Origin of the sequence: Arthrobacter sp. SAFR-044, assembly GCF_051965175.1 — a bacterium.
GTDB lineage: Bacteria > Actinomycetota > Actinomycetes > Actinomycetales > Micrococcaceae > Arthrobacter.
Genome location: NZ_JBQCMK010000014.1, coordinates 25,204 through 47,005, shown reverse-complemented (window position 1 = coordinate 47,005; position 21,802 = coordinate 25,204). Strand labels below are relative to the sequence as shown.

At 66.9% G+C, this 21,802-nt stretch carries 26 protein-coding genes; 14 read left to right on the top strand and 12 right to left on the bottom strand.

Annotated elements, in window-relative coordinates:
- Positions 1 to 23: 23 nt before the first annotated feature.
- The 7 genes from ACTHQS_RS18175 (at position 24) to ACTHQS_RS18145 (ending at position 5,771) form a co-directional block, all read left to right on the top strand.
- Positions 24 to 776 (top strand): sugar phosphate isomerase/epimerase family protein, encoded by a 753-nt coding sequence (locus ACTHQS_RS18175; RefSeq protein WP_440171683.1) that lies wholly within the window; start codon positions 24 to 26, stop codon positions 774 to 776.
- Positions 773 to 1,900, top strand: a complete 1,128-nt coding sequence (locus tag ACTHQS_RS18170; protein ID WP_440171682.1) for a Gfo/Idh/MocA family protein — start codon at positions 773 to 775, stop codon at positions 1,898 to 1,900. The genes ACTHQS_RS18175 and ACTHQS_RS18170 overlap by 4 nt, the downstream gene beginning before the upstream one ends.
- Before the next feature lie 46 nt (positions 1,901 to 1,946).
- Positions 1,947 to 3,137 (top strand): Gfo/Idh/MocA family protein, encoded by a 1,191-nt coding sequence (locus ACTHQS_RS18165; RefSeq protein ID WP_440171680.1) that lies wholly within the window; start codon positions 1,947 to 1,949, stop codon positions 3,135 to 3,137.
- A gap of 52 nt (positions 3,138 to 3,189) precedes the next feature.
- Positions 3,190 to 4,191: a sugar phosphate isomerase/epimerase family protein gene (locus tag ACTHQS_RS18160; RefSeq protein ID WP_440171678.1), complete on the top strand. Its 1,002-nt coding sequence runs from the start codon at positions 3,190 to 3,192 to the stop codon at positions 4,189 to 4,191.
- Positions 4,192 to 4,281: 90 nt separating this feature from the next.
- Positions 4,282 to 4,812: a TolB family protein gene (locus tag ACTHQS_RS18155; protein ID WP_440171676.1), complete on the top strand. Its 531-nt coding sequence runs from the start codon at positions 4,282 to 4,284 to the stop codon at positions 4,810 to 4,812.
- Positions 4,813 to 4,823: 11 nt separating this feature from the next.
- Complete coding sequence (locus tag ACTHQS_RS18150; RefSeq protein WP_440171674.1) at positions 4,824 to 5,087, top strand: hypothetical protein; 264 nt, start codon at positions 4,824 to 4,826, stop codon at positions 5,085 to 5,087.
- A gap of 30 nt (positions 5,088 to 5,117) precedes the next feature.
- A complete protein-coding gene (locus ACTHQS_RS18145; RefSeq protein ID WP_440171672.1) occupies positions 5,118 to 5,771 on the top strand; it encodes a LysE family translocator in 654 nt (217 codons plus the stop codon).
- 7 nt (positions 5,772 to 5,778) lie between these two features.
- On the opposite strand, the gene ACTHQS_RS18140 is transcribed toward ACTHQS_RS18145, so the two are convergent.
- The 3 genes from ACTHQS_RS18140 to ACTHQS_RS18130 form a co-directional block, all read right to left on the bottom strand.
- A complete protein-coding gene (locus ACTHQS_RS18140) occupies positions 5,779 to 6,642 on the bottom strand; it encodes a glycosyltransferase (RefSeq protein WP_440171670.1) in 864 nt (287 codons plus the stop codon).
- 211 nt (positions 6,643 to 6,853) lie between these two features.
- The gene (locus ACTHQS_RS18135; protein ID WP_440171669.1) at positions 6,854 to 7,234 is read right to left on the bottom strand and encodes a hypothetical protein; all 381 of its coding nucleotides are present in this window, start codon (positions 7,232 to 7,234) and stop codon (positions 6,854 to 6,856) included.
- Between the two features lie 73 nt (positions 7,235 to 7,307).
- On the bottom strand, positions 7,308 to 8,207 hold the full coding sequence (locus ACTHQS_RS18130; protein WP_440171668.1) for an SDR family oxidoreductase: 900 nt from the start codon (positions 8,205 to 8,207) through the stop codon (positions 7,308 to 7,310).
- Positions 8,208 to 8,427: 220 nt separating this feature from the next.
- Here ACTHQS_RS18130 and ACTHQS_RS18125 point away from each other — a divergent pair, with 220 nt between their 5' ends.
- The 3 genes from ACTHQS_RS18125 to ACTHQS_RS18115 are packed head-to-tail and all read left to right on the top strand — an operon-like array spanning position 8,428 to position 10,012.
- The gene (locus ACTHQS_RS18125; RefSeq protein WP_440171666.1) at positions 8,428 to 8,949 is read left to right on the top strand and encodes a DUF6328 family protein; all 522 of its coding nucleotides are present in this window, start codon (positions 8,428 to 8,430) and stop codon (positions 8,947 to 8,949) included.
- Positions 8,950 to 8,952: 3 nt separating this feature from the next.
- Positions 8,953 to 9,615, top strand: coding sequence for a DUF6766 family protein (locus ACTHQS_RS18120; RefSeq protein WP_440171665.1), 663 nt, complete (start codon positions 8,953 to 8,955; stop codon positions 9,613 to 9,615).
- Positions 9,616 to 9,661: 46 nt separating this feature from the next.
- Complete coding sequence (locus ACTHQS_RS18115; RefSeq protein ID WP_440171663.1) at positions 9,662 to 10,012, top strand: LuxR family transcriptional regulator; 351 nt, start codon at positions 9,662 to 9,664, stop codon at positions 10,010 to 10,012.
- Here the strand turns inward: ACTHQS_RS18115 and ACTHQS_RS18110 are convergent.
- The 5 genes from ACTHQS_RS18110 to ACTHQS_RS18090 form a co-directional block, all read right to left on the bottom strand.
- Positions 10,009 to 11,133 (bottom strand): glycerate kinase, encoded by a 1,125-nt coding sequence (locus ACTHQS_RS18110; protein ID WP_440171661.1) that lies wholly within the window; start codon positions 11,131 to 11,133, stop codon positions 10,009 to 10,011. The genes ACTHQS_RS18115 and ACTHQS_RS18110 overlap by 4 nt on opposite strands.
- 77 nt (positions 11,134 to 11,210) lie before the next feature.
- Positions 11,211 to 12,020, bottom strand: coding sequence for an SDR family oxidoreductase (locus ACTHQS_RS18105; protein WP_440171659.1), 810 nt, complete (start codon positions 12,018 to 12,020; stop codon positions 11,211 to 11,213).
- A gap of 18 nt (positions 12,021 to 12,038) precedes the next feature.
- On the bottom strand, positions 12,039 to 12,485 hold the full coding sequence (locus tag ACTHQS_RS18100) for a hypothetical protein (protein ID WP_440171657.1): 447 nt from the start codon (positions 12,483 to 12,485) through the stop codon (positions 12,039 to 12,041).
- Between the two features lie 89 nt (positions 12,486 to 12,574).
- Positions 12,575 to 13,024, bottom strand: coding sequence for a hypothetical protein (locus ACTHQS_RS18095; RefSeq protein ID WP_440171655.1), 450 nt, complete (start codon positions 13,022 to 13,024; stop codon positions 12,575 to 12,577).
- Between the two features lie 143 nt (positions 13,025 to 13,167).
- Entirely contained in the window at positions 13,168 to 13,944 is a 777-nt protein-coding gene (locus ACTHQS_RS18090) for a class I SAM-dependent methyltransferase (protein WP_440171801.1), read from the bottom strand.
- Positions 13,945 to 14,159: 215 nt separating this feature from the next.
- On the opposite strand from ACTHQS_RS18090, the gene ACTHQS_RS18085 reads away from it, so the two are divergent.
- From ACTHQS_RS18085 to ACTHQS_RS18075, 3 genes are all read left to right on the top strand, one after another.
- A complete protein-coding gene (locus tag ACTHQS_RS18085) occupies positions 14,160 to 15,803 on the top strand; it encodes an ATP-binding protein (RefSeq protein WP_440171653.1) in 1,644 nt (547 codons plus the stop codon).
- Positions 15,804 to 15,822: 19 nt separating this feature from the next.
- The gene (locus ACTHQS_RS18080; protein ID WP_440171651.1) at positions 15,823 to 17,373 is read left to right on the top strand and encodes a putative bifunctional diguanylate cyclase/phosphodiesterase; all 1,551 of its coding nucleotides are present in this window, start codon (positions 15,823 to 15,825) and stop codon (positions 17,371 to 17,373) included.
- Between the two features lie 170 nt (positions 17,374 to 17,543).
- Complete coding sequence (locus ACTHQS_RS18075; RefSeq protein ID WP_440171649.1) at positions 17,544 to 18,608, top strand: EAL domain-containing protein; 1,065 nt, start codon at positions 17,544 to 17,546, stop codon at positions 18,606 to 18,608.
- A gap of 63 nt (positions 18,609 to 18,671) precedes the next feature.
- Here the strand turns inward: ACTHQS_RS18075 and ACTHQS_RS18070 are convergent, their stop codons facing one another.
- Positions 18,672 to 18,908, bottom strand: coding sequence for a DUF6480 family protein (locus ACTHQS_RS18070; protein ID WP_440171647.1), 237 nt, complete (start codon positions 18,906 to 18,908; stop codon positions 18,672 to 18,674).
- A 132-nt stretch (positions 18,909 to 19,040) separates the two neighbouring features.
- On the opposite strand from ACTHQS_RS18070, the gene ACTHQS_RS18065 reads away from it, so the two are divergent.
- Complete coding sequence (locus ACTHQS_RS18065; RefSeq protein WP_440171645.1) at positions 19,041 to 19,394, top strand: hypothetical protein; 354 nt, start codon at positions 19,041 to 19,043, stop codon at positions 19,392 to 19,394.
- On the opposite strand, the gene ACTHQS_RS18060 is transcribed toward ACTHQS_RS18065, so the two are convergent.
- The 3 genes from ACTHQS_RS18060 to ACTHQS_RS18050 form a co-directional block, all read right to left on the bottom strand.
- The gene (locus ACTHQS_RS18060) at positions 19,391 to 20,230 is read right to left on the bottom strand and encodes a glycerophosphodiester phosphodiesterase (RefSeq protein WP_440171643.1); all 840 of its coding nucleotides are present in this window, start codon (positions 20,228 to 20,230) and stop codon (positions 19,391 to 19,393) included. The two genes, ACTHQS_RS18065 and ACTHQS_RS18060, sit on opposite strands and share 4 nt — an antisense overlap.
- A gap of 40 nt (positions 20,231 to 20,270) precedes the next feature.
- Positions 20,271 to 20,534: a hypothetical protein gene (locus ACTHQS_RS18055; protein ID WP_440171641.1), complete on the bottom strand. Its 264-nt coding sequence runs from the start codon at positions 20,532 to 20,534 to the stop codon at positions 20,271 to 20,273.
- A gap of 137 nt (positions 20,535 to 20,671) precedes the next feature.
- Positions 20,672 to 21,490: an HAD family hydrolase gene (locus ACTHQS_RS18050; RefSeq protein WP_440171639.1), complete on the bottom strand. Its 819-nt coding sequence runs from the start codon at positions 21,488 to 21,490 to the stop codon at positions 20,672 to 20,674.
- Between the last annotated feature and the right edge of the window lie 312 nt (positions 21,491 to 21,802).

Genomic DNA, 21,802 nt, shown 5'->3' with positions numbered 1-21,802 from the left:
ACCACAGAACGTTAAGGAAAACCATGTCCTACTCACTCCAGCTCTACACCCTGCGCAACGCAATCGCCGAGGACCTTCCAGGCACCATCCGGAAGGTTGCAGAGATCGGTTACACCCAGGTTGAGCCCTACAACTTCGTGGCCACCGCCAAGGAACTCGGCGCCGCCCTGAAGGAAAACGGCCTCACCGCACCGTCGGGCCACGCGCCGCTGCTGAGCCAGGACCAGGACGAGATCTTCGCCGCGGCCAAGGAACTGGGCATCACCACGGTCATCGATCCGTTCCTGCCTGCCGAGCACTGGCAGAAGGCCGAGGACATCCAGTCCACCGCGGAGAAACTCAATGCCGCCGCAAAGAAGGGCGCGGAGTACGGCATCCGGGTTGGCTACCACAACCACGCCTGGGAACTGGAGTCCACCATCGAGGGACGCACCGCGCTGGAGTACTTCGAGTCCCTGCTGGATCCGGAACTGGTCCTGGAAGTGGACACCTACTGGGTGGCCGTCGGCGGCCAGGACCCCATCGATATCCTCGCCAAGCTCGGTGACCGCGTGAAGTTCATCCACATCAAGGACGGCCCCCTGACCAGGGACAACAAGGCACAGCAGCCGGCCGGACAGGGCAAGGTCCCGGTCCTTGACGTCATCGCAGCCGCGAAGTCCCTCGAGGTGGGCGTGGTGGAGTTTGACGACTACGACGGCGACATCTTCGAGGGCATCGCCCAGAGCCTTGCCTTCCTGGAGACCAACACCGCAGCCGAAGGAGCCAACGCATGAGCACCCCCGCAGGCAAGCCGGCCCGCAGCGGCCCGGTAGGCGTAGGCGTCATTGGCGCCGGCGTGATCAGCAAGCAGTACCTGGACAACCTCACGGCGTTCCCGGACCTCAAGGTCCACGTCATCGCCGACCTGTTCGAGGACGCCGCCGAAGCCCGCGCCAAGGAATACGGCATCCCCGAATGGGGCGGGGTGGACAAGGCCCTGGACCACCCGGACGTCGAAATCATCGTCAACCTCACCATCCCCGCCGCGCACGTGGAGGTGGCCACAGCAGCCGTCAACGCCGGCAAGCACGTCTGGACCGAAAAGCCCTTCTCCCTGGACCGCGAATCCGGGCTCGGCCTGCTCAAGACCGCCGACGCCGCCGGCATCCGCCTGGGCTGCGCACCGGACACCTTCCTCGGCGCCGGGATCCAGACCGCCCTGCGCCTGATCCAGCGCGGCGACATCGGCACTCCCCTGACGGCCATGACCACGTTCCAGACCCCTGGCCCGGAATCCTGGCACCCGAACCCGGCCTTCCTCTTCCAGCACGGCGCCGGCCCGCTGTTCGACATGGGCCCGTACTACCTGACCACCCTGGTCCAGGCCTTCGGCTCCATCCGCAAGGTAGCCGCCGTCGGCTCCAAATCCAAGGACGTGCGCGTCATTGGGTCCGGGCCCAAGGCAGGCGAGGAGTTCACCGTCGAGGTGCCCACCCACGTCTCCGCGATGGCGCAGTTCGAATCCGGCGCCTCCTCGCACAGCGTCTTCTCCTTCGAATCCCCCCGCACCAGGATGGGCTTCGTAGAGATCACCGGAACCGAAGCCACCATCTCACTGCCGGACCCCAACTACTTCACCGGCGACATCAAGCTTTGGCGCGCCGGCGACGAGGACTGGACCACAGTTCCCGCCACCGGACCCGCCAACGGCCGCGGCATGGGTGTCCTGGACATGGCCCGCTCCATCCGCGCCGGCGTCGCGCACCGCGCCACGGGCGAGCTGGCCTACCACGTCCTGGACACCATGGTCTCCATCTCGGAATCAGTCGATTCGGGCACGTTCGTCAACGTCGAGAGTTCGGCCCCGGCATCCCCCGCCCTCCCCGAGGACTGGGCGCCGGAAACCGCAACCATCTAACCCGGCAACACCCGTCCAGCCAGCAGGAAGCACGCAGGAACGCATCATGACCGCACCCGCACACCCGTCAGAATCCCCGGCCTCCCGGGCGGCCTCCCGCCCGGCCTCCCGCCCGCTGGGTGTGGCCGCCATCGGTTACGCCTTCATGGGCAAGGCCCACTCCAACGCGTGGCGGAATGTGGCCAGCTTCTTCGACGTCCCGGCCTTCGAGCAGAAGGTCCTCGTGGGCCGGGACGCCACCGCCGTGGCTGAGGCCGCTGCGAAGTACGGCTGGGCCGAATCAGCCACTGACTGGCGCACCGTGATCGAACGGGATGACATCGACATCGTGGACATCTGCGCGCCGGGCTGGATGCACGCCGAGATCGCCATCGCCGCCCTGGAGGCAGGCAAGCACGTGCTGGTGGAAAAACCCCTCGCCAATACCCTGGCCGAAGCCGAACTCATGACCGCCGCAGCGGCGAAGGCCCGCGCCCGGGGTGTGCAGTCCATGATCGGTTTCAACTACCGCCGCGTGCCCGCCCTGGCCCTCGCGAAAGAACTGATCGCCGAAGACCGGCTGGGCACCGTCCGGCACGTCCGGGCCGCCTACCTGCAGGACTGGCTCGCCGACGCCCAGGCACCCATGACCTGGCGGCTGCGGAAGGAAACCGCCGGGTCCGGTGCCCTCGGCGACATCGCCTCCCACGCCATCGACCAGGTCCTGTTCCTCCTCGGCGGCCAGGTCACCGAAGTCTCCGGCCGGCTCAACACCTTCGTCAGCCAGCGCCCCGGGTCAGAGGGAACCGAGGACGTGACGGTCGACGACGCCGCCTGGGCTACACTGTCCCTCACCTCAGGGGCCATCGCCTCCGTCGAGGTCTCCCGGGTGGCCACCGGCAGGAAGAACAGCCTGCAGATCGAGGTCTACGGCGACAAGGGCAGTCTCCTGTTCGACCTGGAAAACCTCAACGAGCTCGGCTTCCTCGACGCGACACTCCCAGTGCGCGAACAAGGCTTCCGCCGCATCCTGGTCAACGAGCCCGAGCACCCCTACCTCGAAGCGTGGTGGCCGCAGGGCCACATCATCGGCTGGGAACACACCTTCACCCACCAGGTCCGCGACTTCCTCACCGCCATCAAGGACGGGACCCAGCCTTCGCCGTCGTTCGAAGAAGGACTGAACGTCCAATATGTCCTGGACGCCGTGGAGGAATCCGCAGCCAACAAGAGCACCCTCACCGTCGTCCGCCACTAGCGCCGCACACCAGCCGCGCCCGCCAGCCCAGCCTTCAGTCAAGGAGCCCCGCATGCCCCGCCCGTTCACCCTGTTCACCGGCCAGTGGGCCGACCTGCCCTTCGAAGAAGTCGCCAAACTTGCCTCCGGCTGGGGCTACGACGGCCTCGAAATCGCCGTCTCCGGAGACCACCTGGACGCCTGGCGCTGGGACGAACCCGGCTACGTCGACTCCAAACTCGAAATCCTGGACAAATACAACCTCAAGGTCTGGGCCATCTCCAACCACCTCAAGGGCCAGGCCGTCTGCGATGACCCCATCGACTTCCGCCACCAGGCCATCGTCGGGTCCAAGGTCTGGGGTGACGGCGACCCCGAAGGCGTCCGCACCCGCGCCGCCGAGGAAATGAAACACACCGCCCGGCTCGCCAAGGCCCTCGGCGTGGACACCGTCGTCGGCTTCACCGGCTCCGCCATCTGGCAGTACGTCGCCATGTTCCCGCCCGTCCCGGAAAAAGTCATCGACGCCGGCTACCAGGACTTCGCCGACCGCTGGAACCCCATCCTGGACGTCTTCGACGAAAACGGCGTCCGCTTCGCCCATGAAGTCCACCCCTCCGAAATCGCCTACGACTACTGGACCACCGTCCGCACCCTCGAAGCCATCGGCCACCGCGAAGCGTTCGGCCTGAACTGGGACCCCTCGCACATGATGTGGCAGGGCATCGACCCCGTCTCCTTCATCTGGGACTTCAAGGACCGGATCTACCACGTGGACTGCAAGGACACCAAGATCCGCCAAACCGGCCGCAACACCGTCCTGGGTTCCCACCTGCCCTGGGGCGACCCCCGCCGCGGCTGGGATTTCGTCTCCGCAGGCCGCGGCGATGTCCCCTGGGAAGCCTCGTTCCGCGCCCTCGCCGCCGTCGGCTACGACGGCCCCATCAGCGTCGAATGGGAAGACGCCGGCATGGACCGCCTCCACGGCGCCCCCGAAGCCCTCGCAGCACTCAAGAAATACGACTTCCCCGCCTCCCAAACCAGCTTCGACGCCGCCTTCAGCAGCAAGGACTGACCCGTGCGGAGGCTTCGGCCGGGCCAGCGCTGCGAGGTATGGATTGCAGCGGTTCCGGGGAAACCCGAGTTGGCATACTCCACGGAGAATATGCTTCTCGAGGCACCTAACTGGACGTTCGACGGCCAGGCACTCATCCTCAACGGGGATGGCAGGCTCTGGACGTTGAGCCTGGCTGACCGGTCCCTTTCCGAGGTCCCGCTCACCGGCGTCCCGGCCCTTAACAACGACCATGTGCTGGCACCAGACGGTGAGACCATCTTCCTTTCGGCTGACGACGGGCACATCTACCGTGCGCCGCTGGCTGGCGGCCGGGGCACCAGGATCACCGACGACGACGGCTGCTTCCATTTCCTGCATGGCGTCAGTCCCGACGGCGAGCACCTCGCTTATGTCGGGATTGAGGGTGGGGATTTCACGCGGCCGGGCCGCCTGATGACCACGGCGTCCGACGGCGGTGCTGCCGCAACGGTCGACGTCGGACCCGGCCACTGCGACGGGCCGGAGTACAGCCCGGATGGAACCTGGCTGTACCTGAATACCGAATCCTTCACCATGGTTCCCGGACACGCCCAGCTTGGCCGCGTCCGCCCGGCGGCAGTCAGTTCGAGCAGCTCCTGAAGAGCGGCACTGTGGACTGGTTTCCGCATCTCTCCCCCGACGGCCGCCTTGCGAGCTACGTCCGTTTCCCCGCAGGAACCCAAGGCCACCCCGCGGACCTGCCGGTCGACGTCGTCCTTGTCTCCACCAGTGACTGGGCCACGCCGCTGAACACCTGGCCGGTGTTCGGCGGCCAGGGCACCCTTAATGTCAACAGCTGGTCGCCGGATTCGGACCGTTTCGCGTATGTGGCGTACCCGCTGGACGCCTCGGGCGTGCCTGGCAGCGGGAACTGAGGCAGCCGCCGGCCCCTTTATTCTGGAAGGGTGACTCTTACCCAGGCCGTACTTTCATTCGCCGTAGTGGCAGGACTCCTGACACTGGTTCCCGGCATCGACACCGCACTCGTGCTGCGTTCGTCCATCACCAGGTCGCGGGGCTACGCCTTTGCCACCGCCCTGGGCATCAGCACCGGTGCCATGATCTGGGGAGTGGCGGCCGCCGTCGGCGTATCGGCCCTGCTGGCAGCCTCCGAAATTGCCTACCGCGCCCTGACCCTGGCCGGCGCTGCGTACATGGTCTGGCTGGGCGCGTCCCTGCTGTGGAAGAGCCGGGCAAAGGCAGGGGCAGAGGCAACGCCATCCGAAGCGGCCGCGGTCCAGGTGGCCGGGAACGGGCAGTTGGTGCGGGGCTGGGCGACCGGTGCCGGCACCAACCTGCTCAACCCCAAAGTAGGGGTGTTCTATATCGCCACCATCCCGCAGTTCATCCCTGCCGGGACCTCACCGTTGCTGTCGGGTGTGGTGCTGGCCGGTGTGCACTGCCTGCTGACCATGGCCTGGTTCACCCTGCTGATCTTCGGATCGCAGCTCGCCTCGAAGTGGCTTAAGGGTCCCCGCAGCATCAAGGTAGTGGACCGCATCACCGGTACCGTCCTGGTGGGATTCGGACTGAAACTCGCCGCCACACCCGGCCACTAGGGGCTGGTCAGACCGAGTCCTTCTTCAGGACGACGTCGTGGGCCTCCACCCGACGGTCCGTCACGGTCGTGGGCGACTCCAGGTGGACCGCGCCGGAGGGCAGGATGCCCGCACCGCCATGCCGTTCCATTACCTGCCACTGCGCCACCACGTCCTCCCCGGCGTGGTCAGCCGGGAGGCTGCTCCAGAAACGGAACCCGCCGGCGTCGTGCAATGCCTCCCTGCGGTAGAGCACGCAGCCGCCCAGCCATGCGACGTGGTACGGCACCCACTGGCCTGGCTGCAGCGACAGTTCCGTGCTGAGGTGGCTGAGGTTGGCGGCGCTGTGCAGCGGCCACTGTTCGAATTCCGGGGTGCCCGGACGGACGCGTTCCGGGGTCACGGGGCCGTCCCAGGCCATAAAGTTTGCCGCCTGTTCCGGCCTGTGGTCGTCAAGGAAGGACAGGCCCTGGGGCGCCATTCCCACAAAGCCGCACTGGAGTTCGTCGAGCGCCTGGCTCAGCCGTGCCAGGGCACCGGGTTCCAGCCAGACGTCGTCGTCCAGGAAGAGGCACTGGTCCGCGGTGGACTGGTCCAGCAGGAACTGCCGGTGTTCGGCAAGTCCACGGCGCGGGAGGTGGCGCAGCAGCGTGACGGGGCGGCCCTGTGCCTCAAGCACCCGGACCATAGCTGCGGCGGCAGGGTGTTCCCAGGCCGGTTGCCCCGCGGACTGGTCGCTGACCACAACGGCGAACTCAGGTTCCTGCTGTGCGGCCAGTCCCGCGAGGGTGACGGCGAGTTCGGCCGGCCGGTTGCAGGTGGGCACCAGGACGTCCACCGCCACCTTGCCCGGCCCGTCTGGTTGCCGGGCCCACTGCTCCGAAAACCTCATGCCCACGGTTCACCTTCCTGGCTTTGAAGTTGGCGCCGGCGGGCAGCACAAGGTGCTTGCGGCTGCCGCTGGCCGGCGAATTGGTTTCCCGTGTTCCGTACCCAGCGGGGCTGGATGTATGCCCGTAGGCCTGCCCTGCCGGAACGGCGAAAGGGCCCCGCTTCGGCCACCGTCAAAGGCGACAAAAACAGGGGCCCTGGCTCAGGCTGGCTTACCCGGCGTCGAAGCTTTCGTCGTCGTCATTGGGCGATTCCTCCTGCGGAAGGTCGTTTCCGCTGCCGTCCGGAATGCCCGTGGCCTCTTGGCCGGACTCGGATGAGACCGGCGCCGATCCTTGGGAATCGTCGTTCGACTCGTCGATCTCCGCGGCGCTGGAGGGAAGGTCCATGTCATGCGGGACCTGGCTCTGGCCCGTTCCCGCTTGCGGTTCATTGGTGTCCGCGCCGCCTGAAGAAGTGCCGCCGCTGGACTGCTGCGCTCCCCCGCCGGACTGCTGGCCGCCCTGGGTGCCTGCCGCTTCCTGTTCCGCGGTGGGGGTGCCGTAGCCGCCCGGGGCGGACTCGGGTTCAGCCTGCTGGTTCTCCTGCGTCATGCTTCCTCCTGTTGTTCGTTGCCGATGTTGCTGGTCTTCTTGGCACTGCCGCCGTGATGCTGCCCCGTCCTGCTCAGAGTCCCTTGCCGCCGGTGACCGGCAGGACTGCGCCGGAGATGTAGGAGCCGTCCTCGGATGCGAGCAGCACATAGGCCGCGGCGAGTTCCGCCGGCTGTCCCGCCCGTTCCAGCGGCGTGTCCTGCCCGAAGGACGGGAGCTTGTCCGGCCACTCGGTGGCAGGAATCAAGGGTGTCCAGATCGGGCCCGGGGCCACAGCATTGACGCGGATTCCCCTGGGGCCGAGCTCCTGGGCCAGGGCTTTGGTGAACGCCACCTGCGCCGCCTTGGTCATGGCATAGTCGATCAGCCCGGGTGACGGGTTGAAGGCCTGGATGGAGGCCGTGGTGATGATCGAAGCACCGGCCTTCAGGTGCGGTACCGCCGCCCGCGCGGACCACAGCAGCGAGTAAAGGTTGGTGCGGAAAACCCGGTCGAACTCCTCGGTGGGAAGTGACTCCAGGCTTTCGCGGTTCTTCTGGTACGCGGCGTTCAACACCAGGACGTCGAGGCGTCCGAATTCGGCCACCGTCTCCTCTACGATGCGGGTGCTGAATTGCTCTTCGCGCCCGTCCCCGGGAAAGAGAAGCACCCGCCGCCCGGCTTTTCTGATCCACTCTGCCGTGTCCTGGGCATCGTCTTCCTCCTCTGGCAGGTAGGAAATGGCGACGTCGGCACCCTCGCGGGCGAAGGCGATGGCTGCAGCTTTTCCAATGCCGGAGTCCCCGCCGGTGATGAGTGCCGCTTTTCCCTCGAGCTTGCCGTTTCCCTTGTAGCTGTGCTCCCCGTGGTCCGGTTTGGGATCCATTGGCGCCGTGAGCCCGGGCTGCTTCTGTTCCTGCTCCGGGAACGGGCCGGAGTGGTAGCCGCCGCGCGGATCTTTTGGCTGGTCTGTCTGCTTGTCCGTGTCGCTCATAGTCCGCCTGCCTGCTGTCGGTTGACCGGTGTCGATGTAGAAGAGCCCGCCGTGCTCCGGCCCTTTGAAGCTATCCCGGGCAGAAGACCAAGTCCACCACCGCGGGTAATAATCAGTAAACTTATCAAATGTTGGAGAAGGCGCAACGGCCTGCCTTGTTTCTGGGTACGGGAGGAGTAGAAAGAAGGCCTGGACCAGGCGGGAAGAGCGAGGAGGGCAGATGTCCGAAGTTGAGGACTACACCGGCCGAACGGGACGGAACGAGACCCGCGAGGAGCAGCTGGACCGTAACTGGGCGGAACTCCTGCAGGAGTTGCGGGTGCTCCAGACCGGCGTGCAGATCCTGGCCGGTTTCCTGCTGACCCTGCCGTTCCAGCAGCGGTTTGAAAAGCTGGACGACTGGGAAGTGGGCCTTTACCTCACCAATGTGGTGATCGCGGCCCTGACCACCGCGTTCATCCTTCTCCCGGTGAGTGTGCACCGCCGGCTTTTCCGCAAACGGCTGAAGGAAACACTGGTCTCGAGCGCGGACACCATCACCAAAATCGCGCTCGGAGGCATTGCCCTGTTGAGCGCGGGGACGGCAGCCCTTGTCTTCGACGTGGCAGTTGGACGTTCGGCCGGAATCACAGCCGGTGGCGCACTGCTGGGCGTCATGGTGGTCATGTTGGTGTTCGTGCCGCTGCGCCTGAATAAGCGGGCCTCGGGGAAAATGCTCCCGGCCGCCGAAGCTAAGGAGTGAGAAATGCGTAAATGGGCCAAAGAGCATGGGCTGTTGCTGGCCAACGCGGGCCTCTTCCTCGCGTTTTTCGTGGGGATGATCCTGTCCGGCGCAGCGTCCTACAGCGATGAGCAGCAGGCTCACGGGGAACCTGCGGTATCGGTCCTGCAGTTCCTGGGAACGGGCGCCTTCGTGGAGGCGACCTTTGAGAACTGGGAATCGGAGTTCCTGCAGATGGCCATGTACGTGGTCCTGACAGTGTTCCTGTTCCAGAAGGGCTCATCCGAGTCCAAACCGATGGGCCAGCAGGCACCGCAGGATGAGGATCCACGCCACGCTTCCATCAGCAGGGCCACCCCGTGGCCGGTCCGGCGCGGCGGCGCCGCCCTCAAACTGTATGAGCACTCCCTGTCGATCATGTTCTTCGTGCTGTTCCTGGCTTCGTTCCTCCTGCACGCGGCAGGAGGCGTCGACGAGTACAACCAGGATCAGCAAAGCCATGGCCAGCCCGCCATATCGTTCCTGCAGTATCTGGGCACCAGCCGCTTCTGGTTCGAGTCCTTCCAGAACTGGCAAAGCGAGTTCCTGGCCGTCGCCGTCCTGGTGGGCGCGTCGGTTTACCTCCGGGAAAAGGGGTCCCCGGAATCAAAGCCAACTGCAGAACCCCACTACGAAACCGGTGCTTGAGGCCCCGGTTCAACCCAACCAGCCACGCTCAAAGAGGAGAGACTGTATGCGAACTTTCGTGCGAACCACCCTGCTGGCCCTGCTGCTCCTGGCCGCCCCGGCCCTTGCTGCCGGCACGGCCACCGCTGCGGCGCCCGTGTCCGCCACCGGCCAGGCACTCCCGGAACGGGTGGCCTCGGGATCCTCAGGAGGGGCGTGGGCCGCTGCCACCTCTCCCACGCCTTCTCCCGGGGATACCGCGTCCACAGGTCCGGCCAATCCGGGGACCGGCGAGTCGGCGCAGAATGAGTCCACCCGCCTGAATTACACCCCGTGGGTGGTCGCCGGCGTGGCCGTCCTGGTGGTGATTGCCATCCTCATCTTCCGGCGGCGACGCAACACCACGATCGTGGGTTAGGCGCCCTCAAGTACCTGGCTGGTTGCCCAGGCCAGGTACTTGCCGGCGTTCGCCACAGCATCATCCGGGCTGGATGCCACATCCAGCAACTGGGCTGCGGCCACCACTCCGTGCCCGGCGAGGTCATCGAAGGTCACCAGGATCCTGCCGGCCACGACAATGACGGGGATTCCGCGTTCACGGGCCGCGTCGGCCAGCGCGATCGGCGCCTTGCCGGTCAGCGACTGGGAGTCCATGGACCCCTCCCCGGTGATCACCAGGTCCGCCTGGTCCAGCTGGCCGGCCAGTCCGGTGAGGCCGGCCACCAGTGCAAAGCCGCCTTCAAGCGTGGCGCCGGTGAAGGCAAGGAACGACGCCGGGAAGCCGCCGGCGGCGCCGGCGCCGGGGACGTTCACGTCCCGGCCTGTATTTTCCCGCAGCACTGACGCCCAGTTGCGCAGCCCGGCGTCGAGCATTTCCACGGTCTCCTGGTCCGCACCTTTCTGCGGGGCGAAGACGTGGGCGGCGCCGGATGGCCCGTACAGCGGGTTCTGGACGTCGACGGCGATGCGGAAAGTGGTTGCGGAGAGCCGGGGGTCCAGCCCGCTCATGTCCAGGGCGACGACGTCGGCCAGCGACCCGCCGCCCAGGGGCACCACGTTGCCCGCGGAGTCCAGGGGTTTCAGGCCCAGGGCGCGCAGGGCGCCGCTGCCGGCGTCGGTCATGGCCGAACCGCCCAGCCCCAGGACGATCTCGGTGGCACCGGCATCCAGGGCCGCGGCAATGAGCTGGCCGCAGCCGTAGCTGTGGGCGCGGAGGGAGTTTTCCGGGGTCGGCTCCATGTCCGCCAGGCCGGACGCCTGCGCCGTCTCGATCACTGCCGTCACCTTGCCGTCGCCTCCCTTGTGGATGGCCCAGGCGGCGCCGAGCGGGGCGAGGATGGGGCCCACCACGGCGTTCAGCCGCTCCTCATAGCCTGCGGCGACGGCCGCTTCCAGGGTTCCTTCCCCGCCGTCGGCGATGGGGAACTGGGTGGCGACGGCATCGGGGTAAACCCGCAGCGCCCCTTCGGCAATGGCGGCGGCGGCCTCGGCTGCGGTCAGGGACCCCTTGAACTTGTCCGGAGCGATAAGAATGCGCATGCGCTCCATCATGCCAGCACGGACTCGGAAAGCGCTTGCCAGATCCGCAATGCGGACTGCCTGGCGGCTGGAACCGCCTAGCCTTCCCGCCACTCGTTGCCCGTAAGGTGCGAACCCGCCTGGGGGCCCATCTGCAGCATGCCGCCATCGACCACCCAGGCGGCCCCAGTCACGTAGCTTGAGGCGGGCGAGGCGAGGAAGGCGATGACGTCTGCGATCTCCCGCGCATGGCCCGGCCGGCCCAGCGGCACCCCCGGGCGCTCCGTCGTCGTCGGATCCTGGTCCTCCTGCCCTGTCATGGGCGTGGCGATCTCGCCGGGCGCCACCGTGTTGGCCGTGATCCCGTACTGTCCCAGCTCCAGGGCCAGCGTTTTCATGAGGCCGCCCAGTCCGTGCTTGGACGCGTCGTAAGCGGAGGACCCGACGCGGGGCTGGAACTCGTGCACGCTGGAGACCGCCACCAGGCGCCCGCCCTTGCCGGCCGCGACCATCCGGCGTGCCGCGGCCTGCAGGCAGACGAATGCCCCGTTGAGGTTCGTGTCCAGGATCCGCATCCAGTCGTCGATGCCCATGTCCAGGAACCTGGTGTTGGCCCCCGTGCCGGCGTTGTTCACGAAAACGTCCAGCCCGCCCAGTTCTGCGGCAAGGTCGTCGATGACGGCCGCCGCGCCGCGGAGTTCGGTGGTGTCCAGTTGCCGGACCACGGCCCTGCGTCCCAGGTTGCGGATCTCTTCGGCCGTTCCCTCCGCACCCGCCTTGTCCGTATGCCAGGTAACGCCCACGTCCATTCCGGCGCGGGCCAGCGCAACAGCTGTTGCCTTGCCGATCCCCGAGTCGGAGGCGGTGACAATGGCGGTGGAGGGCGTGAAGTTGCTGGTGTCGGGCATGGCGGACCTTTCGGTAGGTCAGGCGGGGCGTCGGAGGTCGGGTTGGTAGGACTCGTCGTCGGCGGCGGTGGAGGTTTCGCGGCCTTCCGCCGCCAGGTTTCGCCGGTCTTCCTGCACGGCCATGAGGGGCACCGCGAAGGTCACGACGGGCCGGCCGTCGGCGTCGTCGGCTGACCTGATGGTCAGGCTCCTGGTGCCGGGGGGCACCGATGGGGTGAAGACCTGCAGGTTGCGGCTGCCGACGGTGGCGGATTCCTGCAGCGTGTATTCGGTCCCGAAGTGGTCCTGCAGCATAAGCCGGGGCTCGGGGGCGTCGTCAGAGGGAAGGTGGATGTTTACCACTAACCCGGAGGCCCATACCTCCACGGAAAGGATGGTGAATTCGGTGGCGGAGGTGACGTGCCGTCCGTAGGTGGGGGGCAGCAGCATCCGGCGGAGTTCGCCGGACGGAATGAGGCTGGTCATGATCGTTCCTGTGGGTCTTGCGCCGGCGGCCGGTGCAGCGGCCCCGGAAGGTAATCCGGTGCCCGGGGACGCTGGGGCGCGGGTGCGGCTTAGGCGTCTTCCCGGTTGGGGTTTTCCAGCCGGAAGAAGTTGGATTGGGTGCCGTCGCTGCGCTGTTCCTGGTAGATGAAGTTCAGTTTCCGGGAGTCGAAGGTGTCAAACCATTCCTCCCAGCTGACGTGGCGGAGCTTGTCGTCCTTGCCACCGAAGTCGATCCGGAGCACTCCGAGATGGTCGCCGTGCTCCGTGCCCTCCACCGTGGCCGGAACGCCATCGCGTTCCTCCGCCCACTGCCTGATGGCTTCGTGGTGGGTGGTGGCCAGGCTGCGGCCTTCGCGTTCCGGCTCGTCATCCGGCGAGGTGATTTCCTGCGAGTATTTCAGGGATTTCGAGGACTCGGGTCCACGCCGGATCTTCCCGCCTTCGGGACCGGCGCCCAGATCCTCTTCGTCCCCTTCCCCGCCCGGATTGCGGGCCCTATTGCCTTTATCCTCTGCCACAGCGGCCTTCCTTTCGCCTCGGCTAACTAGTAAGTCTACTTACCATGGAGCCTCTGGATCTGCTTCCCTGTCAAGGGGAAGGAAGGTGATCTGCGGACTGCCTGCGGAAGTCTGCGGGGATATTAATAACCCTGCGGGCAGGGTTACCTGCAGGGGCGGACGATGGCGTAGTAACCGGGCACCCGGTCCTGGCCGGGCACACCTGTCACGGGGTTGGTTTCAATGGCCGTGTGGCCATCTTCAAGGAGTTCCCAGTCCGACGCCGGGAACGCAAGTCCGCGCTCTTCGGGGCCGAAGTGCCCCGGCATGGGAAGTCCGCGGATGGCCAGCTCCAACGGCGCCGGAATGCCCCGGGTGGTTGCCCCGAGATGGGACACGTATTCCACCGGGTTCCCCTGGAAGTTGGTTTCCGCCATGAAGACGGTGCCGCGGCGGCCAGCCAGGAACCGGAGGTTCTCGACGAGCGCCATCTGGTGTGCCGGGGCCAGGACGTGCAGGACGCCGCGGATGAAGACGTTGGCCCCGTCAGTGTCAGCGTTGATGGACTCTGCCAGGGCTGCCCCGGCGCCTTCCGCCGTCATGTCCCGTGCCTCAAAGGCCATGTTGCCGGTTCCGGCGGACTCCACGCGGGCCCTGGCAACAGCGTGCGGCGACACGTCCACGCCGACCACCCGCGGAAAGACGCCGGCGAGGGCCCGGGTGAAGCTGCCGTGTCCGCAGCCGGCGTCCACCACGGGAAGCGCAGGGTCCAGGTAGCGCAGGAGGCTGTCCCTGTAGCCCAGGAACTCATGGTCGCTGCCCGAATCCCACAAGACCTCGCCGCCCGGACCCGTGGCCGTGATGCCCGCCCAGTACGCATCCCATGCCTTGTGCCGGTCCTTTGGCGCGCCCCGGGACAACCTGACCAGCTTGGGGATCATCAGGTACTTCTGCAGGACGGACCGCGGCGACTTCGTTGGGGAGGACACCGCTCAAATATATGGTCCACCCAGGCCAACCCACGCCGCTTCAGTCGCCTTACGGCGCGTCTCCCCGCGGTGGCGATGACGGAGCGTCGAACCGCGGGTGCGCCCGGTCTGGACCGGCTCGGCCTGCGTCCCCCTAGAATGTACTCAACTGGGAGGAAAGGAACACTGTGACGGCTGTGCCGAGTGGCGTGCGCCTGGCCCGCACCGCCGTCGTCGCCGATCCCGACGCCGGCCGGCTGGCCCGCAATGCCCAGGCACTGCGGGACGCCGGGTACGGCGTCCTGGAGGCAACGGACGCGGACGGCCTCGCCGCGCTGCTGGACGCGGGCCAACCCTCCGTCGTCGTCGCCGACGCGCTTCTGTCCCCCGCCCAGTCCGCGGTCCCCGTCCTGGTCATGGTGGACCTGGACAATCCGCAGGAGACAGCCGCAGCCAACCCCCCTGGCGTCCACGACTGCATCACCAAACCGCCGGAGCCCAAAGAGCTGGTGCACCGCGCATCCGTCCTCATCGAGCAGGTGGCCCGGCGCCGTGCCGCCCGGCAGGAGGCCGAGGGGCTCCGCGAGCAGCTGCGTGAGGTCTCCGCCGCGGTCCGCGCCACTAACGATCCGCAAGAAATCGCCAACCACGTGGTCTCCGGCTTCGGCCGGACCTTTAAGGCCGACCACGTTGTCCTGGCCACCTTCGAGGACCACCGCGTCCCGGTGATCACCGCCAGCTGGCACCGGCAGGGCTTGGCGGAACTGCCCCGGGAGGCCCTTCCCGGCGAGGACGAGGCGCGGGCCACGGCCGATGCGCTTTGGGCCGGAACAGAGACACTGTCCGCGGACGGCAACGAAACCGAGCCCAGGGCCGACGAAAAGCCGGCACGGGCCGTCGCGGGAGCGGCCTCCACCCTGGCGGTGCCCATCGGCGAAGGCAAGTCCTCCCTGGGCATCATCTGGATCGCGACAATGGACCGCCCCCGGACGTGGTCCAGCGCCGAACTGGGACTGATCCAGCACGTGGCCGGAAACGCGGCCTACGGGCTCATCCAAAGCCACCTGATCAGCAGCCAGCAGCAGGTGGTGAAGCAGCTGCGCGAACTCGACAAGGCAAAGACAGATTTCCTGGCCACCGTGAACCACGAGCTGCGCACGCCGCTGACCTCGATCATGGCGTACCTGGACATGATCCAGGAAAGCACCGAGCACCCGGTGTCCAAGGAAGTCCACCAGATGCTGGACATCGTGGTCCGCAACACCGAACGGCTCCGGACGCTCATCGAGGACATGCTCAGCGTCTCCCGCGGCGGCCTGGACACCGCCGAAATGCAGCTGTCGCCGGTGCGCCTGGGACGCACGCTGGACCTGGTGGCCGCGGCGCTCCGCCCGCTGGCGACCCTCCAGAACGTCACCATCGAGGTGGACCCGGTTCCGGAGGACCCGGAAATACTCGCCGATGAGGTGCAGCTGCAGCAGGTGTTCACCAACCTCGTCTCCAACGCCATCAAGTTCACGCCCAGCGGCGGCCGGATCGAGGTGGGCAGCGAATCCCATGCCACGGCCGATGGCTCCAAGTGGGCCACCGTGCGGGTCGCCGATACCGGCATCGGCATCTCGGAGGACGAAATCAACCACGTGTTCACCAGGTTCTACCGGGCCTCCAACGCGATGAACGGCGCCATCCCTGGAACAGGGCTGGGCCTTGCCATCTCAAAAGACATCGTGGACCGCCATGGCGGCCGGATCGACGTCGCCTCCACCCTGGGCACCGGGACCACCGTCACGGTCAGCCTTCCCCTCGGCACCGACCGCGTCCAGGCCAACTAGGCGCCGAAGGAGGACTGGCATGTTTGCCGATGACGATCCCCGGCTCTCCCAGCTCCTGGAAGGCATTGTCCGGCTTGCCTCCGGCGACCTTACGTCCCGGATAGAGGTGTCCCCGGCCCGGGACGAGCTCGATGCGATCATCATGGGCACCAATCTGCTGGCTGAAGACCTGCAGGTCATCTACGAGGAACTCGAGCAGCGGGTCCAGGTCCGGACCCAGCTTCTTCACGAGGCGCACCTTGAGATGCAGAAGATGGCCATGCAGGACCCGCTGACGGGACTGGCCAACCGGTCGGCGCTGCTCGAGGCCCTCCGCGCCCCGCTGGAAGCCCGGGCCGCGGCGGACGGCGAGCGGGCGGAGGAAGGGCCGGCCATCCTGTTGATGGACCTGGATGCCTTCAAATCCATCAACGACAGCCTGGGGCACACGGCCGGTGACCAGGTCCTGGTGACCGTGGGTGACAGGCTTCGGGCCGCGGTGCGCTCGTCCGACGTCGTTGCCCGCCTGGGTGGCGATGAATTCGCCATCGTCATGCCCTCCGCCTCGGCAGACCAGGCGGCCATCGTGGCGCACCGCATCCTGGCGTCCCTCAAGGAACCCGTTGAGCTCCCAGGCCGCAGCGTGCGCTGCGGTGCCAGCATCGGGCTCAGCGTGGGCAGCGCGGGCCAGAGCCCGGAGGACATGCTGATGGAAGCGGACGTCGCCATGTATGCCTCCAAGGCCGAAGGGCAGAACAAGCTGCACCGGTTCGAGCCCGCACTGCTGCTGATGCGCCGGCTCCGCAGCCAGCTGGTGGATGACCTGCGGGCCGCCATCAAGAACGACGCGCTGACGCTGTACTACCAGCCGGTGGTGGAGCTGGGCACCGGACGGATCGAGGGCGTGGAAGCGCTGGTCCGGTGGAACCACCCCACCCGCGGATTCATCATGCCCGATGAGTTCATCCCTCTTGCCGAAGAGGCCGGACTGATCTCGGAACTGGGCCTCTGGGTCCTCAGGACCGCGGTGAAGCAGCTGCGGGCCTGGATTGATGCCACCCTGGTGGACAGCAGGTTCTCCGTGCGCATCAACATCTCCGCCACCGACCTGCAAAGCCTGCAGTTCATCGAGGACGTGCGCAACACACTCCAGGAGACCGGGGTCAGGCCTGAACAGGTTGTCCTGGAGCTGACGGAAGTGGCCATCGTCAAAGGCAATGAGCTGGACCGGTATTCGCTGGGCGGCCTCCGCGGCCTGGGCGTGGGCATCGAGATCGATGACTTCGGCACCGGCTACTCGTCCATCAGCTACCTCCGCCGGCTGCCGGTGGACCGGGTCAAGGTTGACCGGTCGCTGATCACCGGGCTGGAGAGCGACCCCAACCAGCCCGCCCTGGTGGCAGCGGTCCTGCAGCTGGTGCGGGCATGCGGGCTGGAAGCGGTGTGGGAGGGCGTTGAAACGGCCGAGCAGGCGGAAATCCTGCGCGGCCTGGGCTGCCGGAGTGCCCAGGGCTACTACTTCAGCCGGCCCGTTCCCCCGGACCGGATTCCGGAACTGCTGGCTGACCAGCAGGAAAGCGCTAACCAGTAACGCAAAAACTGCTGCACTTTTGCGGCCGCCGTTATACGATCAGCGTGCGGTGTCTGGTTTTTCGCCGCCTTGGAAATCAGGTTGGCAGCACCGTTCTTTTATAAGGCGTTTGGACATTTGAACACTATTGGGCCATCGGGTCATTACTTCGTCAACTGGGGGCGTTGCTAATGTCGGTTCGGGTACAGGCATGGGGAATTATCGCCGCCGTGCTGGCGGATACGGATCCTGCGGGAGCCGCCGTCCGGCAGCGGCTGAGCAACACCCTCGATGAGAATCCCGGCGTGCCGGAGCGGGCCCTGCTGGAGTATCTCCTGGAGACCCGGCGCAGTGACGCCAACATGGTGGAAACGCTGGAGAGCGCCCGGGACATGCGCCTCACACCACCGGCGCTCCCGCCGCAGTTCGCGGAGCAGTTGGACGCCATCCGGAGCACCTCCCGGATCAGCGCGCTGCTCGAAAACCATATGCTGATGACCGCATTCCAGCCCATCTACGGACTGGAAGGACGAACCGTGGTGGGCGCCGAAGGGCTCTCCCGCTTCGTCAGCGACGACGGCGCGGCGGCCGAGCTGTGGTTTGCCGAGGCTGCCGCCGTGGGTTTGGGCGCCAACCTTGAGTTCTCGGCGCTGGGATCCGCGGCAGCGGCGGCCAGGGACCTGCCTGAGAACCTCTATGTGTCCCTCAATATTTCGCCCACGTCCTGCATGGACCCCCGGCTTCCGGAGCTGTTCGACCACATTGAACTGCCCATCCACCGGGTGGTGCTCGAATTAACCGAGGACATTCCGGAAGAGGAATACCTGCAGTTCCTCTCCGCAATCAATCCGCTGCGGGAGAAAGGGCTGCGCATCGCCGTCGACGACACCCACACCGGTGCCGGTGCGCTGAGCCGCATGGTCCACCTGCGGCCCGACTTCCTCAAGGTGGGACGCAACGTGATCGGCGACGTCGACAACGACGGTCTCCAGCGTGCACTGGCTGCCTGCCTGGTGGACTTCGCCGACCAGGTCGGCATCACCCTGGTGGCCGAGGGCATCGAAACCGTGGGTGAGCTCAAGGTCCTCACCGAACTGGGGATCAGCGCCGGCCAGGGGTACCTGCTGGGCCGGCCGTCGGTGCGCCCCAGGGACTGGGCCAACTGGAACACGCGCCTTGATATGGACGGACTGGAGCGCCATCTGGCAGGGCCGGGGGAATCACGGGCCATCCCGCCGGGAAAACAGCCGTCCTGAGAAGGTGACGCAGGCGCCGGGGCGGCGGGCCTTGAGCGCGCCGCCCCGCTCCACGCCCAGGAGTCATTCGGAGTGGCCCTGGTCCCTGCTCATCTGGTCCTCCGCCGGCGGCGTCTCTCCCGGCGGCACTCCCCCGCCCGGTTCCAGGCCGGTGACGTTCCCTTCTGCCGGGTCCGGGTTTGGCGAACCGGCCGACTCCCTGCTGCGTTGCTGCGCAAGGTGGGGCTGGGCGGCACCCACGTCTTCCTTCCCCGGACGGTCGGGGTTCGCGGGGTCATTTTCCGGATGGTAAGTGCTCATTGCCTTCCTTCCTTTCCGGCTGCGGTTCATTCCCCAGCACTGGACTAATTGTAAGCATGCTGATAATTCTGGAGGAGTAGGGCCGGTTCGCCGCTGGGGCGGCCGGCATGCAATGTCGAAAGGAGCAGTCACATGGGAATCGGCGACAGCATCGGCAAGGCAGCAGAAAACGCCATGGAAGACCTGGCCGGGACATCCAAGCCGACGGAGAAGACGGACGTGCCGGACCCCGCAGACCCCAATGATGACGTGGAAGTCCACTCATCCCTAAGCGAAGGCTCAAACGCGATGGAGGCGGAGAAGCAGAAGGCGCCCGGCCTCAAGACCGGGGCCGCCCCGGCTCCGGTATCCAACAGTCCGCTCGGCGGGGACGTCGATGAGACAGACAACGACAAGGCGCACAACGACCGGGAGCAGGGCGGCGGGACGGACGACGGCGGCCTGGCCGGCGACGCCACGGCGCCCACGGAAACAGACCGGGCCTAGGCAGCCGGCCCAGGCGGCGGGCTGGCACGCCCGGGCCTGTCCGGCCACTGGCCGCGGACCTGCAGCACGTCGCGGAGCAGGTCTGCCCGGTCCGTGACGATGCCGTCCACGCCCAGTTGGAGGAGCCGGTGCATTTCGCCTGGATCGTTGATGGTCCACACGTGCACCACCAGGTCAAGGTCATGGGCGCGCCGGATGAAGCCGGCGGTGACAACGGGGACACGTCCATAGTGGACGGGCACTTGCAGCGCGTGCACGTCCCGGAGCACCCGGCGCATCAACCGCCGGAACACCCTGCGGGGAAGCACAGGGCCCAGCAGGGTGAAGAGGGCGTTTGAGGCCACTCCGGCGGATGAGGCAACCGGCCTGCTGAGCAGTTTCAGGACCGCCCGGCGCCGGCGGTCCGAGAAACTGGTGACCAGCACCCGGTGGTGCACCTGGTGCCGCTCGATGGCGGCAGCAGTGCTGTGGACCGAGCCCCAGTCTTTGACGTCGAGGTTCAGCCGCGCTTCGGGAAGCTCGGTGACCAGTTCGTCGAACGTGGGGATGGGCTCGCGTCCGTTGATCCGGGCCTTGGCGACGTCCACGGCCCGCAGTTCCGCGACCCGGCCGTTGCCGTCAGTTACCCGGTCCAGGCTTTCATCGTGGAAGAGCAGCAGGACGCCGTCCGCTGTGGTGTGCACGTCCGTTTCAAGGTAGCGGAAGCCGAGTTCGACGCCGGCACGGAACGCTGCCATGGAGTTTTCCAGGCCCTCAGCCGAGAACCCTCGATGGGCCATGGCAATGGGGAGCTGCCGCCCGGCGTCGTCAGGGTGCTCAAAGAAAGGCAGGCTCACACCCCGAGCCTACCGCTGCTCAGGCGATTGAAACCTGCCGTCAGTCCAGGCAGGCGGTCTCCCCGCAGGGGAGGATGTCCACGCCGTCGCCGCAGTGCAGCAGCGTCCGCCCGCGGCCGCCGTCCAGGTGGATCCATACAGCTGTGTGGTCCGCGGTGATGGTGTCCACCACGCCGCCTGCCTGGAAACCGGGCGCGAACAGGACCCGGACCCGGTCACCCTGGCGCAGCTGCTTCCAGTGCGGAGCGGGCGTTGCTTTGCGCAGCGGCGCATCGCCCGCCTGCTGCCTGACGTTTCGTGCCATTATTGCCCCCTTTGAGCCGGCGGGAGGGTGCCTGCTCTCCAGGCTTCACGCTACGGAGGCAAGGTAAACGGCAGGTGAGCGCAAGCTGTGAAAATGGGGGCGCGGCATCCAGCAAAGGCAGGGGCAGGAAAGCAGGGTCAGGAAAGCTGGACGCCCAGGGCGGCGAGCCGGGCCTCCAGAACCTGGGCCACGCCGTCGTCGTCGAAATGCGGAGCCTGCTGTCCTGCCGCGCGGATGGCTTCCGGGTGGCCGCTGGCCATCGCGTACCCGTGACCGGCCCAGCGGAGCATCTCAATGTCGTTGGGCATGTCACCGAAGGCCACCACGTCAGCGGCTTCGATGCCCAGGGCGCGCGCGTATTCAGCGAGGGTGACCGCCTTGTTCACGCCGGGAAGCGACAGTTCCAGCATGGCTATGCCCGGCGAGGAGTGGGTGGTGGCGGCCAGGTGTTCGACGGCGGGCGCCACCTCGGCCAGGAAGTCGTCGGGGGTGCCGTCCCGGACGATGGCGAGGAACTTGACCACGGAATCATCGCTCGTGAGGGTGTCCCGCAGCGGGGCGGGGGTGAATTCGGCGAGGAGTTCGCTGGAGTCGTTTTCAATGAAGCCCGGTTCCAAATGGAAGCCGGTGAGCGTTTCCGCTGCGAACAGCGCGGCCGGGCGGAGCGCCTTGATGATCCGGCGGGCTTCCAGGACGGTGTCGATGGCAAGCGTGCGGGCGGAGACCAGGCGGTCGGCCTCGAGGTCCCAGACAACGGCGCCATTGGAGCAGATCACGCGGCCGGTGTGGCCCAGCTGTTCTTCAAGCGGGTGCAGCCAGCGGGGCGGGCGGCCGGTCACAAACACCAGTTCGACGCCGGCATCCCGGCAGGCGTGGAAGGCACGGATGGTGCGGTCGCTGATTTTTCCGTCGTGTCCGAGGATCGTTCCGTCAATATCGCTTGCTACCAACCGCATCCTGCAAGTCTACGTGGGCGATTGGCTCGCGTTCGCCGATTCCACGGAGAGGAGCCGTGCGTAGTTCAGGCACATGCTCAGGCTTTCATCGGCCGGCGCGCGAGTGCCCTTGAGGACTACCGGGGCGCCGGTGGTAAGACGCTGGCCGGCGGGCAGGAGGAGCGTACCCGCACCCCGCCAGTCCCAGCGTCATCGTCGCCGCAATCCACCTACGCCGTACTAATCGCATCGCTTCCCCCCAAAGCAGACGTGGCCTGAGCCTAGTCCCCCACGAGCGGGACTGCACGTTGTCGGCGCCCGGGGCTACACTGA